Genomic DNA, 16,132 nt, shown 5'->3' on the forward strand with positions numbered 1-16,132 from the left:
CAAGGCTCTCGACCTCATCCATGTCAATCATATCAACCGATGTGAAGTCCGTCTTGCCTGTATGAGCAAGTTCAACAATCTTTTCGACAGTATCCCTGATCATATCATGCAGCTTCAGTTCAGCCTCTGATGTCTTATAACGCTCATAGATAAGAGCTGCATCGGGAACGAACATAGAAAGGCGAGGATAATCGAATCCTTCAGCTTCGATGAGCAGACCATCATCGCCGTGCTCGTCAAGCAGCATAATGCAGTGGTAGGCATTCTTGTCTTCGTACATAAGGTCTCTGGCAGCAGTTATCGCTTCATGCTCCTGATATGGGTTTGCTTTCAGCCTTTCAAAGTCGGAGTGAGGAAGGAATATCCATTTCTCGACCTCACAGCGTTTTGTGTTGTGGTCGGAAGCCTTATGTGTCAGCTTGCCGTTCATATAATATTTGTTCATTTCATCATCCTTTGCCTTCAAATTATGATGGGCTTTATAGAATTACAAATAATCCCCCTATTATAATGGTATAGTTTCCCATCTAAAGTATACTATTATAATAGTATAGAATCAGATCATATACTTCTCGCTCCTTTCAAATAGTATGTAAATGACTAAAACTCTGAAAATATTTTATATTTAATTATTTACGGTTCTAAAATATCACTGGTGTAAATATAAAATACTGCCCAAGTAGAAGAGCAGAAGCATCCAAGACGAATCCGGATGCTCCGCCACCTATGCGGGCAGTATTTTTGTTTTAGATTCCGTTCTCCAGAAGGGCATCTGTAAAGCAGCCGCAGAAAAGATAAGAACAGTATCGAAGTACACAGAACAAGTCTTCAGAATGTACGGCGGACGCACCGAGCTTGTGACGCTCCAGTTTGAAAAGAAACTCATAGGCAGTATCTACGATAAATTCGGAGAGAAGACGAATATCGGCAAATGCGGCGACGAATACTTTGTAGCCGCAGAGGTGCAGATATCCCCTACCTTCTGGAGTTGGCTCATAACATTCAAAGGACAGATGAAACTCACTGCTCCGGATACTGTAATTGCTGAGTATAAGGAATGGCTGAAGGATATATGAAACGTAGAAAAATGGACTTCGGCTTTGTGCAAATAACCAAATATCTGAAAATAGCCGCTTTGCTGTCGCCAAATGGCGCACTTGACAAAGCGGCTATTGACATCTTCTGAATGACCTGATATAATATACTTGTAAATGTAGCAAATGTTACATTTAGAAACGAGGATAATCTTATGCGCACAAAGAATCCGGAATACTTCACACTGCTTGAAGAGTTTATCGACAATTATATAGAGATCTATGACCGCTCCCCTTCCCAGAGGGAAGTGTCAAAGGGTACGGGTATGTCGATAGCGACTGTATCGAGATATTTGTCATACATGAAAGAGACTGGTATGCTCAATTACGACGGCACACGCCATATCATAACTCACAAGCAGAGAAAAAAGAACAACGATACCGTTGAAGTCCCGATAGTCGGCTCAATAGCCTGCGGTACGCCTACACTGGCAGAGCAGAATATTGAAGAATATGTCCGTTTACCCGTTTCATGGTTTGGAAACGGCAGCTACTACCTTTTAAGGACGTTCGGCGAGTCAATGATAGACATCGGTATCGAAGAAGGAGACCTTGTAATTGTCCGTATGCAGAACTACGCTGACAGCGGACAGATCATAGTTGCACTTGTAGATAACAACGATACTACACTGAAACGATATTATCCCGATCAGAAAACAGGAATGATAAGGCTTCATCCCGAGAACTCTGAAATGGAAGATATCATAGTAACTCCCGACGAGCTTCAGATACAGGGAGTTGCGGTAAAAGTGCTCAAGGACCTCGTCTGAACTCTTTCAAGTGCGGAAAGGGATATTAGATGTATGATAGTGATTGCAAGGTTGGCGGATACAAACATAGGCTGCGTTCTATCCGAGGAAGATGAGCTGGGACAGGCTATCACAAACATGCAGAACAGAATACAAGAAATCGAGAAAACGCGCGATAACCTTGTAAATCTCGTAACAACAGGTGCAGTGGACATCGAGTCCTCTGACGATAAATTCAAGGCTTTGAACGACGAGGAAAAATACCTGCGTGACCAGATGGAACAGCTAAAGATAAAAGCTCAGACTAAAACCGACCTGCGGCTTATGCTCAAGACTATATCCGATGAACTGGAAAATTACGATGACAGTATTATAAAATACAATGAAACAGCAGTCAGAAAGGTAGTCGAGTGCGTAAAGGTCGTGTCAAAAACGGAAATTGAGATTACGTTCAAAGGCGGCTTCGATATGACGGTCGAGGTCGAAAAATAAACAGCGTCCAGAATGCGATTTAAGGTGCAGGCCGTTTTCAGGGTATGTGAATACCAAATAGATGACGGAGCGGCAAATTAGGGCGTTTCTGAGCGCCTGGGAGCACAAATCTGAGAGAGAAAAGAAAACAACTTGTGGTGCTATTCCACAAGTTGTTAATTTTCTGATAACTCTTCCGAAAAGGGCAAAAAAATAAAGCCTGTACGGCTGAAAATCGGGTGTTTTTTGGCGGTCATCTAAAAGGTGTGTGAGTCAATAGTTGCAAATATCCATATAACAAGCGAAAAAACGAGCATTATCAGGAGCTTTATCAGCGATGACCTGCGCTTTTTGCGCTCGTCGTCTTTGCCTGCGGCGGGCTGCAAGATAGTATTAAATTTGTTCATCAGCCCACCTCCTTCAAACGTCAAAATGGTATACTTCTCATTAGTATCATTATAGCACAAAAGTCGCGAAAAATCAAGGCTTTCGCGGCTTTTTTTTATGAAATTTTTGTGTTAAACGACCCGTATAAAGAGAGCAAAATATTACAATTAATCCGAGTCTGAGAAACCCGCCGGGCTATTGCCCGACGGGTTTTAAGTTTAGGTCAGAGTTGTAAATTATATGTGTGACAATCAAGCCATTGTGATATTATATACGCCACTGCCCGCCGTGCCGTCTGCTGCAAGTTTAAAGCCGGCTTCAAGCGCCCAAGCACCATTCTGTAAGTCATTGAACAGACCTGTGTAGCAAGTTGTATCTTCGCCTTCAAGCCATACACGCATTACTACTTCGTAATACTTAGTGCTGTTTGCGTTTACAGTGAATATTTCAGAATCGCCGACCGCGCTCGAATATGTTACCGCAGCGGTTCCGTTAGTGGAATCAACAGCCTCTCCCGGAGTAAAGTTTGTTGCTCCGGCAGGAGTATATATCTTAGTAACACTCGCATTGCCCGTTGCAATATCAGGAAGAGTCTTTGCTCCGTTAACCGCTGCAGTTGTGAATTCCTTACCAAGAATAGCAACACGCCACGCCTTATCCGTATCAGTTTCAGAAGTACCAGGAGTGTAGGTCATTTTCAGTTTATTAAGAACTATCTTCTGAGCGGTATCTGTTGTATTTGTTGCCTTGAGGACAAAATGATAATCAAGATAGCCGTGAGTTACTGTAGTGCCATACTTTCCCTTTAATCCGGCCAATGTGTACTCCGTATAAGCATCAGTAGTTGCATCTCCATTACCCTTAACATTAGTTGGATCAGTAAACCAATAGCCATAGCCGTCTACGGTCGAAACAGGTACAAGAACCTCATTTGAAATAGTCTGCGTAATGCTATTAGCAAATGTACTATCATTTGTAGCGAAAGAACCGGCAGACCAACCACCGCCATTAGTCGGCGCAGCATTATCAATCTGAAGGTTGCTGTCAACAACAGTCTTCATAGACATACCTGTAACTGTAACCTGTGTGTTCATGGTGAACCAAGCGTAGGTCGATGTGCCGAGCATCGAAGCGGAAACAGCGAGCATAGCGGCAGCCGAAACTATCTTCATCATCGGGGATCTTTTCTTTGTGTTTTTCATATTCATTTTCCTTTCATAGTGGATTTCGGCAATTTAGCTGCCGAGCCGCTGTCTGTAAAGACGAGTGGTTTATTTGTTGTCTTTATTATACCCGAAATACCCCCGTTTGTCAAGAGAATTTCCCGATATTAGGTCAAATTCGGCACTAATCCCTAAACTGATACTCCGTTTTTATGCGTTTTACCCAATGTAATAACGGATTTTTTTACAAGGTGTTTACCGTCGCTTTTTTATACATTTGGTATATTGCGCTTTTCTTTACAGACTGTATTTATGGTAATATCTTATACAGTTTTCGCCGACTCCGACCACAAATTATCCTCCCCTTTTCCTTCGCTCGGGCTGACGAAGAATAAACAAATAGCAGGCGTTCCCGAATATTCAGGAGCACCTGCATTTTTTATTTTGGCAAACCGTTAACGGCAACATATACGACAAATGATATTGCGTCTATCGCAAGAATGATCCCGAAGACAATAAGGGCTATCTTTGTGCCTTTCCTGACTTTTTTCTTATTATCATCAGTCAGGACGTGTTTCTTGATATCGCTGTAAAGCTCAGATTTTGCAGGTGCTTGCTCAACGGGTGCAGGCTCGGGAGATTTGTCGAGCACCAGTTCATCAAGAGATATCCCGAACAGGTCGCTCATTGCGACGAGCTTCTCCATATCGGGCGTAGAATCGCCGACCTCCCACTTCGAGACAGTCTGACGCGAGACATTCAGCCTGTTCGCAAGCTCCTCCTGAGAAAATCCCTTTTGCTTACGCAGTTCGTAAAGTTTATTGTTAAATTCCATATTTCATGCCTGCCTTTCTGTATTATTCTTTTTATATATTTGCCACAGCAGTACAGCTGCCGCAGCTATGACTATATCAGTGATAATGCTTGATTCTATGCCGTATACTCCGCCGTTGAGAAGATTGTTTCCAACACTTCTCATATTAATGAGCGCAGTTGAAGCTCCCTCGCTGCCGCTGAGATTGAGTCCGAGAACACAGCACAGACAGAAATTCCACACGGAATGAAGTCCGCAGGCAGCCCATATACTCTTGGTTTTGAGTGTCAGAAACGAGAATACACACGAAATAACAACTAAGCAGAGCAGTCCCGAAAAAACGTACTGCGGCTCAAATTCGCGGAGTGTACTCCAATGCGGATAAATAAAAGCAAGGGTGCTTGCCGCAACTGCGACAGGAAGCGGTACTCTCTCCCTGAGTGAGCATAATACAAGCCCTCTGCAAAGGAACTCCTCAGCTGCCCCCTGAATAATAAATCCGCCGAGCATCAGTAATATCATTAAGACGTCAGGGGCAGTGAACAAGCCGTCAAATCTGATACTGCCCGTGAGAGCGATAGCAGCAACGCAGACAGCCAGCAGTCCCACGCCAATGAGAGCGCCGATAAACCAGCCGCCGATGTGCTTGGTCACGCCCATTTCGGAGAGCTTTCTTTTTTCTGTAAGCTTCCAGCAAAGTACGCTTGCGCCTAAAATAACTATCATTCCATAGTATTTGAGCAGGTTCATGACGCTGTCACTGAACATTTCGCCCTGCATGAAGTTTTTTCCGCAGGCGGACATCGCGCCGATAACAGCTCCCTCTGCAAGCAGCAAGCCCGCCCAGTAGCATATAATGAACATCAGCAGCTTTTTCACTACGAGCATTGCAGCAGGCATTTCTGTTCTGTTGTTGAACGGGCTTATGTTTTTGATAAATTCTTTCATAGATGAATTCCTCCTTCTATCGCTTGGCAATAGTTTTTCCTGATGAATCCATCGTACCATTTCTGTCCGCGAAAGTCTACCAACCGCGCTTGGAAATCCGTCAACGGGCGTTAACAATCACGTTAATCTCCGTTGCATTGGCTATTTATAGCCAAATTCTCAACCGTGTCCATAATGCGCCGCTGAATACATTATACCACAACAGTCCGCCTAAAGCAATACGCCAAATAAAACGAAAGCGCTCCGCAAGGGAGCGCGAATCGGAAGCGTCGACACGCCGCATGAAAAGCAGTTACAAAACAGATGCGACTATGGGACGCGGAAAAAAATTCGCGGTTCAGAAAAACTGAACCGCGAATCTGCGTGCGCCCGCTCGGCGCTGTGTATGTGAAATGATTTAGAACCGCTATGGGACGCGGAAAAATATTCGCGTTCCACAAGAAGTGAGACGCGAACTGCGTGCGCCCGCTCAGAGCGAACACGTTTCATACTTATTATAGCTTATAAATCGTGGAAAAGACTAACGCTCCACTATAAAGCGGAGCGCGAATCGGGAGCGGCGACACGCCGTATGTGTATGTGGAATGATTTAGAACCGCTATGGGACGCGGAAAAAAATTCGCGTTCCACAAGAAGTGAAACGCGAACTGCGTGCGCCCGCTTGGCGCTGGGGTGGGAGATGGGATTCGAACCCACGGTCTTCGGGACCACAATCCGTATCCCTACGTTTTTAGTGCATTTTGGCTTGTGCTGGAATCATCTACTTTTCGGCATAAAATAGGCAAGTGTGATTTTAAAGCCTACTTTCGCTCGTATCTTAGGAATTCGGGTTATATTAGAAAAATATTAGAAAAGCCGTCTGTCGTTAGCTCTCATCAGCTTGCGCCAGAGCGGCTACCTCATGCCCTACGAGGGACGCAGTATCTCCTCGATCAGCATATCAAATACGGCGTGAGTGCGCAGGTGCTGCTGCGGATCTGTTTTTATTGGGATGAAACACTTGCAGGCTTATCATTGGCTGTCTTCCGATACAAGGCCGGCTTCAGGGACGGCGTGGCTTTGACGAAAGAGATTCAGGAAAAAGACTATGATACGAATAAATGAGATGTGCTATCCCCGTGATCTGATGCGGACGGCATATCTTTTTCTTTTTTTGATGATACTATTGATGACAAGCTCTGAAAAGGGATTTTCTCCAGTGAAAAATGTTGATACTTCCAAGACCGATGTGGCGTTTCACCAGATCAAAAAATGTTTGGCGGATTTTCATTATGCCAGTTCGCCAACGCTGTGGGTGTGAACTTTTCAATCTTTGGTGACATTTTAGATTGCAAAGCACAAATTTGTTTTTTTGTAAAAAACAGTTGACTTTTTTGAGATAAATATGGTATATTATACATAGGAATATCTTCAGCGATAACCGTATCATTGGGAAAGGAGTGATATCATGAAACGCAAACAGGATATGACGCCCGAAATGGAGAAAAAACTGAATGCCTGCAAGTCTGCCGAGGATGTGCGCAGGCTCATGGAAGCCGAAGGCATGGAGCTCAGTCTGGATGACCTGGAGATGGTAACAGGAGGCAGAGTGGATTACGATTTGCATGGCGGTTACTCATACACCGTAAATTACGATGTCGTTACTGTGAATGGAAGAAAGTATTTCAGGACAGGCAACGGCGAGCTGTTAGAATATGTGTATGCACCTGTACGATATCAGAATTTGGGGGAGGATGCTTATTGTCATCACTACGCCTACTTCTATTTTCTTCCAGATGGGACTTACACGAGCTGTTATCGCTGCCATTACTGACAGAGGTGAGTAAATGAAACATTCAAGGTTTCATCACATCACACCGCTGCCGGGGACGAAGGATGTGCTGCTGTATCATTTCTTCACCGGTGCGCTCATGCGGCTTGACCCTGTCCAGAAACGGCTGTTTGACTTTGCGGATGAACTGCCCGATGACGACCCTTTTCTGCAGACATGGTACAAATACGGCTTTATGACACCCCTGGACGAGACGGAGCAGCTCCGGAAGCTTGCAAGGGATAGCCTGGAATACAGAATGAAACAGGCGGTCGGAACACTCGGACTGACTCTGCACGTCACATCCCTGTGCAATTTCGCCTGTCCCTACTGCTTTCAGAGCAGACGAAGCGGACATATGTCGAGGGAGGTGCAGGATCAGATCCTGCGTTACACAGAAAAACGGCTCTCCGAGGGAAATTTCAGTGAACTGAGTGTCGGTTGGTTCGGCGGAGAACCGCTCCTTGTTCCTGATATCATCGACTATCTCGGACACGGCTTTCGGTCACTTGCGCAGAAATACTGTGTCAGCTTTACCACGAATATCCATACCAATGCCTATCTGCTGGATCAGAAAATGGTCGATCTGCTTGAAGACGTTGGCTGCGGTTTTGTGCTGATTACCCTGGACGGATACGGCGAGTTGCACGATCAGACAAGGTATCTGCACGGCGGCGGTGCGACCTTCGCCAGGATCATCGACAATCTGTCGAACATCAGGACAAGCATGATACTCAATATCCGGTCGAATCTGCACAAGGGCAGCGCAGCGTCCTATAACGTGCTGTGCGAGGAAATACGGGCGATCGCCGCAAAGACCGGGAACGAAATGCGCTGTTCTCCTGCGAGGGTACACGTTGACCGTCAGGTCAAAGATCTCACCGGGATCGAGGAGCTTACAGCAGAGGAGTATCACCACATAGAGGCAAAGACCGATCTTTCCGAACGATCGGGAGTGTTCGAGCCCACGTTCGGTCGATGCCATATCGTTCAGCCAAATGACTATGTGATAGATGACCGGGGTTATGTGTTTGCGCACTGCAATGTGGCTGCTGCTGATGAAAGCACCGCTTTCTGCAATATCACCGAGCTTGACGAGAGCAGCTTTGACATCATAGAGAAGCGCCATGCGGCATTTATCTATGAAAACTTTTTCCCCGAAGACGACAAGTGTCTGCGCTGCGAAAAGCTGCCGGTGTGCATGGGCGGCTGTGTGATGTCCCGGAAACGATCCGGACAGCCAGCCTGCACTGAAAACCTGCTGGGAGCGGATGCCTTTATCCTGAAAAAATATCAAAGCAAGGCAGACTGACAAAGCGTGCAGCGACAGCCCGTGTGATGTGATATTTCTGCCGTTGATGAAACTACAGGTATCAAGGTAATGATTGAAAATCAGCTTGAAAACGATAATCACGAAAAAGACCTGAGATTTGCTCACATGAGCATTTCTCAGGTCTTTTCTTTTCAGCAGTTAGTTTTCCGCACAGAGCCTGTGTCCCCGACTCCGCAAGCTCGGACGGCACTGAGGTGCATCTCCGTTTGTCTGAGGAGGCTGTCAAGCTGAATCCGGATCTGCGGCCCCGCGTTCCGCTTCATACTCCCTGACACGTCGGTAAAACGAATTAGCCGACAAGCCTTTCTCCGCCTAAAGTCTCTGACAGTTGGTCGCCAGAGGAGGTGAAGCAAGCTGTGCGCAGGACTCCTTCAGACAATGCCTTTGACGCACCTGCCGCGAATTTTGCTCCGACGAAAGCGCTAAAGCTCAGGTATACAATAAGCGAGATATCAACCCAACCGCATTCCTTTCATATTCTTTTTATATAATTATGCCCGTTAAACACCGATTTATATCCGAGCCTGCAGTGTCAGGCATGATACCGAGAATGCCGTATTTGTGAACAAAGTCCAGCAACATCTTGTTCTGATCGAGTTCGTTCTGCCGAAAGGCTCCCCATACGCATCAATTCCTAGTATTTGTCGGAGTTATACCAGGTTATTATACTATCTTCCTTTTACCTTGGGTTTCTTTGCTGCGGGCTTAACCTCAGGATCCGAGACATCTTTGAGCGAAGGGACGTTCGGACGCTTTGAATCGAATGACTTATTATCTTTTGCAACAAGTATCTTCCTGTAATAAGGATCTCTCCGTGAATGCCTCTCTAATTCTTCGCGTGTCAATGAATTCGCATCAGCATCCGGATCCTTGATCTTTTTTAGCTTCGGTGTATTCTGTGGGCGCTTGAAATCCTGTTTTTCGGTTTTTTCCTTTATTCTCGCCTTTTTCTCGGCTTTTTCCGCCCTTATCCTCTCTGCCTCAGCCTTTTCACGCTCAGCCTTCGCTATTTCCTCATTTCTTCTCTTCTCGGCTAGTTGCTGTAGCCTTCTCTCTTCCATTTCGGCATACTCAATATTGCGTTTCCTTACTGTTTCATTCCACTTGATTTGTTCAGAAGTGGTCATAGAAGCAGGGGCCTCCTTATTTGCCTTCGGACGGACATCAGCTTCCCCGATATCCATAAAATCCTTGCTCGGACGTTTGAGATCTAGTTCTTCCTCTCTCTTCTTAATGTCTTTCTTTGTCTTGTCGTATGCCTTTAATCCATCATTTATAGTCTTTATCTCCTGGCTCAGGCGTTCCTTTGTTTTAGGCTCTGAAAGTGCGCTCTGTATGGAGATGATCTCACCGGGATTCTTGCATATGTTCTTCAGCCTCTCGGGAGTTATCTCTCCGACCTTTTCTGCAAACACCTTCGATTTTGAAAGCGGACGGACGCTCTCAAGGTAGTCGTCCATGCTTATATCGCATTCTTGGGGAAGAAGATTATTGTCATAGGTGTATACTCTTGCAATATGCTCAAGAGCATCTTTTTTCTGCTTGTCAGTCAGCGGCTCTTTGCTGTCAGCAAGCTTGCAGAGCTGCTCAATACTGTCAGCCGCGGCGGTAGCGGCATTTTCCCTTACAGTACCGATAAACCTGTTTTTGAAGTCCTCGGGTCTGATATCCTGCTCCTGCCTTGCCTTCCTGTAATTCTCGCTTTCCTCACGGTATTTTGCGATTCTCTTCGGGATCGCTCTTTCTCTTTCTCTGAGCGGCATCTTATCCGCCTTTTCCTGTTCGATCTTGTTTTCAGCGGTCATCTGCTTGTCAGCGATCTCTATCTGCTTAAGAGCTTCCTTCATCAGGGCTATACGCTCTTTGGAATTGGAATTGTTCCAGAGCTCCTTGTTTTTGCGTTCAAAGTATTTGTTGATAAGATCTTTTGACTTCTTAGCCTGCTCCATGAGCTTTGCAGAAGCCTCAGCTTTTTCGGATGCTTTAACACCGTATGATCTTAGAATATAGTTGTATTCACGCAGTGAGTTGAAGTAGTCCTCGACCGATTCGAGAGCATTGTTAAACTGCTGGCTTCCGTTGCGTACCTTTGTGTTTGTTTTGCGCCCGTGGCTGATGATATCATCGAGCGTATACTGTGTCTCCTCAAAAACATGAGCTCTTTTGTCAGCTTCGAGATCATCAGGAGTGAGCTTTCTGCTTTCGATTACTTCATTGATAACATCGAGTTTTTTCGTCTCCCTATCAACCTGTTGTTCAAGATCCGAATTGTTCAGACCCTTCAAATTGGATCTCAGTTCTTCTTCAGCATCAAAAACCTTCTCCCAACAATCAAAGATATAGTTGGCGTATTCCTGTTGCCCGTATGAGGGAGGATTTCTGTTGTCACACTTTTTGATGTACTTACTGTATTTGTCAATGGCTTCTTCAACATTTTTAACTGCCTTATGGAGATCTCTGGGTTTATATACTCTTTCATCGACATCTTTGTTGTTTTCGTCTTTCACAGTCTTTGTCGTGATTTTACGCACTTCGTCGAATGCCTTCATCATATCCGCGTACTCTGTTGAATAAGAATAATTTCTGATCACGGAATCGCTGATATTTCTCGTCATAGATTTAATTGCGTCGATCACGTTATCTGCTGAATCGCGGAACTTTTCTGCCTGATTTACAATGAACTCAGCTTCGTCCTTTTCCTTTCCGAGTTCACCGGGTGAAATGTATCCGAGATGCCTCTTGTAGTCTTTTATCTTCTGCTCGTCTGTTCTTTTGGAGTAAAAATGGTCTTTTATAGAGGCTTCACCTTTGAATTCCTCAACATCAGACCAGCCAAGTTCATCGAAGATCTCTCTGTCCTTGTATACATCCTCCCGTTGCTTAGCTTCTTGTATCTCATAATAGTTGTCGAGCCAGTCCTGAGCCCTTTTTTCGCGCTTTTTCACAGTATTCAGGATCATATCGGTATCCACACCAAGATCGAATATCTTATTAAGCTTGTCAAGATCTGAAGCCACATATCGGGAGAGATAAACTCTATTCTGATCGAGAACGATCTCTAAAAAGCCGGGCTTGTTAATGAGTTCATTAAGCTTTCTCGCGTGCTCCTTTGTGTCCTCCCAGTCTTTCTCGGTGAACTTCTCTATCTTATTGACATCGAAGAGGTCCTCCATGCTTGCAATATACTTTTGGAAATTCTTCATATCGTCAGCGATCGGTTTCAGCTCTCTGATTTTTTCAGGCTCATATTTTGAATATATCCGAAAGTCTGACAGCCATTTTTTTAATTTGTTGTCAAAAATTTCTATGTCTTCACCGCGACCGTTCAGCATTTCTTTATTTTCCTTGGTAAGTTTTCCCTTGAACTCTTTAAATGTTAACGACATATTATTACCTCCTTAAGTAGTCGCTTTTTATGTGAACCTATTGATAATACCTCAGTTTTGTCATACAGGGTGCATTTTTTATTTTAATTAAATTCCGACACAAGTCGTGTTAAAAGGAAAAACAATATATGCCATCGGTTCAAAAACAGAAAGTATGCCATAAAAAGGAATTAATAAGAATGAGGACGGAATCAGTTGATAAGAAACACAGAGCCATCAAGATATGGGCTTTGCAACTAGTTTTATTTCGTTTCGTCATCCATTATATACAGGAAAATAGAAAAAATATTTTTCCATGCAACTAATTGCCATTCACCAAGGTATTACTTATAGGTATAAAGCCGACCACAAAAATCGATTAGGAGGAATTCAAGATGCCAAGTAAAAGAGATCTGTCTGTTGCAGTATTAAGGGATATGAATTGAGCAAGAGCCTTTTCGTTATTTTTAGTAAAACACGAAAATGGCTGTATTTCGCGGGATTTTAACTGTTTGCTTTTAGTGGCTTCAAGCGGTTTTTAGCAGTTTTTGCTGCAAATAAGTGGTTAACAAGTGGTTGAAATGGCGCGTTTCTATACCTCTACATTTTCCATTTCTTTTAGGAGATATGCATTCAGCAGTTTTTCGATAACCGCGTCCTTTCTGTCAACGACCCTTTCACGAAAATCGAGTCTTTCATTCAGGCTCTGAATTTGCTCCTTCAGGTGAGCAACATTTTTTTCATACGCCGTCTTCTGCTCCTCGAATTTTATCATCATAAACTCTATAGTCTGATTTTTGTCATGGATAATCTGCTTTAAAGCACTAACGTCATCAAGCCCACTCGAATCACCATACCAGTCAAGAAGTACATCAGCAAGAGGAGCTATTGAATCCTGATAACGAAAATTGAAATCCTCTGAGCCTTCTGAAAACACTCTTTTTACTGTCGCTTCCGACACGAACTTTCCTTTTTCCTCAAGAAGGTCCATTATCTTGGATATTGACAATCCCTGTTCTGCTTTGACTCTTTTTAGACGAATGATGGTTGATTTTTTAAGCTTTTCAAGTTCCATTTTTTAGTATTGTCCTTTCTTTGTCTCTTTTGTGGTTAATAAAATTAGACTGTAATTATACAGATATTATACCAAAATGAGCTTGATAATAACAAATTGGTATAGTATAATACAAATACTGGCAAATCTCGCGGAGGAATAATAAGCTGAATAATTCCTATGTAAATAATATGATATTAAAATTATAACACATTCCGCATAATATGTCAACAATTAATTTTTAAGGAGGAAAGTACTTTATCAACTAAATAATAGTTTTTTTGCTTAATATGTGTAGTAATTGTCGGGACAATTCAGCTTTATATTTCCCGACCAAAATCAATTCAAAGGAGAATAAAAATGCTTTCATCAATTACAAATCTCGAAAACACCAACATCTATCACTTCCCAAGCTGCAGGAAACATCTTGAAGCAAGAAACAGAACATTTGACGCCGAACTCGCAGCCAGTAACTTTGTAAAAATGATAGGTATACGTCCTAATCTTTTGGGTTACAAGCTGCTCGTCACAGCAATTGTCGAGGCACTGAAACAAAGCAATACACTTACACCGCTCTCAAAAAATATATATCCTACTATTGCGAAACAGTATAGAGTACCCGTTAAGGCTGTTGAGAGAAATATTCGCAGAGCCATTGAATCCGCGTACATATATGACCCTGAACGTCTAACCTCCGTCTTTCATTATAAAACTGGAAAGCCATATGTGACCGAAGTCATCTCTATTGCCGTAGAAACAATAAAATTCGAGTGTTTATAATACCGATATAATCAGAAACAGGCATATCCATAGATATGCCTGTTTCTGATTTTTAGTGTTTTAATACTTGCTGCGAAGCTCATTGGCGAACAGGTGACGTTCGCCAGTCTGACAGTGTTTAATACTGGATACCTAACTGATGAGAAGCCTTTTTCAGCCGAATTTGCTTATCAGTCACCGATAAGAATCATGCTGAGTTTTGACATATCAGTCATATCAGCTTTTCAGTCGCCGTTGAGATCTGCGTTCTTTTCGTTGATCTCAACTTCCTGATGACTTACAAGCTGTCTTAGGCATTGGGGCGCTGTGTATATATCATATACGCAGTTTTTCCCTTTTCAATTTCCATTATTATAATCATTAGCGATACATTGCCACGACCGTATGTGATATAATGTGTGCGGTTAAGCTGACAACTGTCGTGTTCCCTTCATCGCTCAGAGAAATAGGAACTAAACTTATCACTGACGATATATAAAAAAGTTTACTCCTGCTCAATAAATTGGGCAGGAGTATTATTATTGTCTATAAAATTGAGAATACACAAGATATAATCATTGTATTAGTTTTTTAAGAACAAATTTTCGGCATTCTATTGACATACGAACAAATGTGTGTTAAAATAGCATTAACCAAACGAGAACGTTCATTCTATACATACGTAGTAAGCCTTCCGCCAGAAAGGAAAACGCATGAAGAGAGTGAACAGACATCATAAGCAAGACGATATGAGCGTTCTTGAATTGGTTACGCCGATACAGAGCTATAAGGATACATATGGTCAGGAAGCATACGAACAGGCGACATCGTTTTATAAGTCTGATGAATGGAAGAAGGTCGAGCGTGACCAACTGAATTCGGACAGACGATACTATGAGAACAGAAAGGTTTGCAGTCTTGAAGAATACAATGAGTGGGAAAGTACAGAAGCGAGAAAGCAACGCTTTCAGAACACGCCTACTGTTGTTCTCAACGCTGAAAAAAGAGTTACAAACGGATTTGATGATCTTTTTGATGATCCGGTTCTCAGAGAGGCGATGGAAGCTCTCACAAAGAAGCAGTATAGAACTCTCTACTGCTCCTTTAAAAGTGATCTTGATACATATGAAATTGCAGAAAGAATGGGTACAACTGTCCGAGCAGTGCAGGATCTTCGCCGACGAGCATTGGACAAGCTTCGTGATGAATATATCTCGCTCTATGAAGAAGCTAAAGCTTTCGGTTATCCGGGATTAGTCAGCTACAACTATAAACGGATATTGGCATTGTTTGAACAGTGTAAGATCATCTTTATGCAAAAAGAATCGCCTGAGACCGCTATCCCAAATGGTTCTTCCAATAAAGATCCGGCGGCGTAAACATCTCCCCACAGTATTGCTGTGGGGATTTTTCTTTACTGGTAAAAATTACTAATCGAATATATGTTTTATCTTCTGCTACTTGTGCATCTGTACAAAGATTTGCTTCCCGATCGTTGCAATCTTCGTTTTTTTCGTTTCCCATCGGTATATATATGGAGGCACTTTTCATCAACGCTCTGCTGATACATTCGGCAGGGCTTTTTTAGTGCAAATATGTATGCTGCTATTAGGCAGGCAGCCAACAATAGGAGGTGGTAAAAATGTCTGACATAGTCGGCGCAAAATGTTCACACGGGTAATTATAATCAAAGGAGATGACGCTTATAGGCAACGAATTAACGATCTACAACAGCGAGTACATAATGACAACTCCGCTGGAAAAGCAGGAGTACATCATCTACAAAATGATGTATCCCGGACTGTATATCCTTGCAGGCGCACCGAAGATAGGCAAGTCGTGGTTAGCATTGGACTTATGTTTGTCTGTCGCTAACGGCGAGCAGTTCCTCAAACATGATACAAATATTGGTCAGGTATTGTATCTGAGTCTCGAGGACAACCTCATGCGCTTGCAGAACAGGATATACGATCTCACAGATGAACCTTGTGAGAACTTGAACTTCGCAATAGAAGCGCAGTCAATAGGCAACGGTCTTGAGGAAGAACTTGAAAAGAGTAAGCAGGAGCTTCCGAATCTGAAAGTGATTGTTATTGATACACTTCAGAAAGTAAGGTGCAACACAGATGTCAACTATGGCTCAGACTACAAAGAGCTCTCTGTACTGAAAGCGCTTGCGGACAAG

At 43.3% G+C, this 16,132-nt stretch carries 15 protein-coding genes; 8 read left to right on the forward strand and 7 right to left on the reverse strand.

From position 1 onward, the window contains the following. On the reverse strand, positions 1-445 hold a 445-nt coding region (locus BMX22_RS15070; RefSeq protein ID WP_318259783.1), incomplete at its 3' end, for a DUF6329 domain-containing protein. 388 nt (positions 446-833) lie between these two features. Between BMX22_RS15070 and BMX22_RS17005 the strand changes: the two genes are divergently transcribed. The 3 genes from BMX22_RS17005 to BMX22_RS15085 all read left to right on the forward strand — a co-directional run bounded on the left by BMX22_RS17005 (position 834) and on the right by BMX22_RS15085 (position 2,335). Further along, entirely contained in the window at positions 834-1,076 is a 243-nt protein-coding gene (locus tag BMX22_RS17005; protein ID WP_074743416.1) for a hypothetical protein, read from the forward strand. A gap of 173 nt (positions 1,077-1,249) precedes the next feature. Continuing rightward, positions 1,250-1,864 carry a transcriptional repressor LexA gene (gene lexA, locus BMX22_RS15080; RefSeq protein WP_074743418.1) on the forward strand — a complete coding sequence of 205 codons (615 nt, stop codon included), beginning with the start codon at positions 1,250-1,252 and terminating at the stop codon, positions 1,862-1,864. 33 nt (positions 1,865-1,897) lie between these two features. Next, on the forward strand, positions 1,898-2,335 hold the full coding sequence (locus tag BMX22_RS15085; protein ID WP_074743420.1) for a hypothetical protein: 438 nt from the start codon (positions 1,898-1,900) through the stop codon (positions 2,333-2,335). Positions 2,336-2,571: 236 nt separating this feature from the next. Here BMX22_RS15085 and BMX22_RS16645 read toward each other — a convergent pair whose 3' ends face one another. The 4 genes from BMX22_RS16645 to BMX22_RS15100 form a co-directional block, all read right to left on the reverse strand. After that, entirely contained in the window at positions 2,572-2,721 is a 150-nt protein-coding gene (locus tag BMX22_RS16645) for a hypothetical protein (protein ID WP_155267060.1), read from the reverse strand. Between the two features lie 231 nt (positions 2,722-2,952). Further along, a complete protein-coding gene (locus BMX22_RS15090) occupies positions 2,953-3,903 on the reverse strand; it encodes a hypothetical protein (protein ID WP_074743422.1) in 951 nt (316 codons plus the stop codon). Positions 3,904-4,303: 400 nt separating this feature from the next. Further along, positions 4,304-4,699: a helix-turn-helix domain-containing protein gene (locus BMX22_RS15095; RefSeq protein WP_031563575.1), complete on the reverse strand. Its 396-nt coding sequence runs from the start codon at positions 4,697-4,699 to the stop codon at positions 4,304-4,306. A gap of 3 nt (positions 4,700-4,702) precedes the next feature. Beyond that, positions 4,703-5,626, reverse strand: a complete 924-nt coding sequence (locus BMX22_RS15100) for a CPBP family intramembrane glutamic endopeptidase (protein ID WP_074743424.1) — start codon at positions 5,624-5,626, stop codon at positions 4,703-4,705. Between the two features lie 1,447 nt (positions 5,627-7,073). On the opposite strand from BMX22_RS15100, the gene BMX22_RS15115 reads away from it, so the two are divergent. After that, entirely contained in the window at positions 7,074-7,439 is a 366-nt protein-coding gene (locus tag BMX22_RS15115; protein WP_074743429.1) for a Nif11-like leader peptide family natural product precursor, read from the forward strand. Positions 7,440-7,452: 13 nt separating this feature from the next. Next, a complete protein-coding gene (locus BMX22_RS15120) occupies positions 7,453-8,748 on the forward strand; it encodes a radical SAM/SPASM domain-containing protein (protein WP_074743430.1) in 1,296 nt (431 codons plus the stop codon). Between the two features lie 689 nt (positions 8,749-9,437). Here BMX22_RS15120 and BMX22_RS15125 read toward each other — a convergent pair. After that, the gene (locus tag BMX22_RS15125) at positions 9,438-12,155 is read right to left on the reverse strand and encodes a hypothetical protein (protein WP_074743432.1); all 2,718 of its coding nucleotides are present in this window, start codon (positions 12,153-12,155) and stop codon (positions 9,438-9,440) included. A gap of 571 nt (positions 12,156-12,726) precedes the next feature. Further along, complete coding sequence (locus BMX22_RS15130) at positions 12,727-13,209, reverse strand: hypothetical protein (RefSeq protein ID WP_074743434.1); 483 nt, start codon at positions 13,207-13,209, stop codon at positions 12,727-12,729. 339 nt (positions 13,210-13,548) lie between these two features. Here BMX22_RS15130 and BMX22_RS15135 point away from each other — a divergent pair, with 339 nt between their 5' ends. From BMX22_RS15135 to BMX22_RS15145, 3 genes are all read left to right on the forward strand, one after another. Beyond that, the gene (locus BMX22_RS15135) at positions 13,549-13,968 is read left to right on the forward strand and encodes a sporulation initiation factor Spo0A C-terminal domain-containing protein (protein ID WP_074743436.1); all 420 of its coding nucleotides are present in this window, start codon (positions 13,549-13,551) and stop codon (positions 13,966-13,968) included. Between the two features lie 728 nt (positions 13,969-14,696). Then, positions 14,697-15,326 (forward strand): sigma factor-like helix-turn-helix DNA-binding protein, encoded by a 630-nt coding sequence (locus tag BMX22_RS15140; protein WP_143055559.1) that lies wholly within the window; start codon positions 14,697-14,699, stop codon positions 15,324-15,326. A 317-nt stretch (positions 15,327-15,643) separates the two neighbouring features. Beyond that, positions 15,644-16,132, forward strand: a 489-nt coding sequence (locus BMX22_RS15145) for an AAA family ATPase (RefSeq protein ID WP_143055560.1), incomplete at its 3' end; no start/stop codon positions are given.

The organism is Ruminococcus sp. YRD2003 (genome assembly GCA_900109435.1).
In the GTDB taxonomy this organism is placed as follows: Bacteria; Bacillota; Clostridia; order Oscillospirales; family Ruminococcaceae; genus Ruminococcus; species Ruminococcus flavefaciens_G.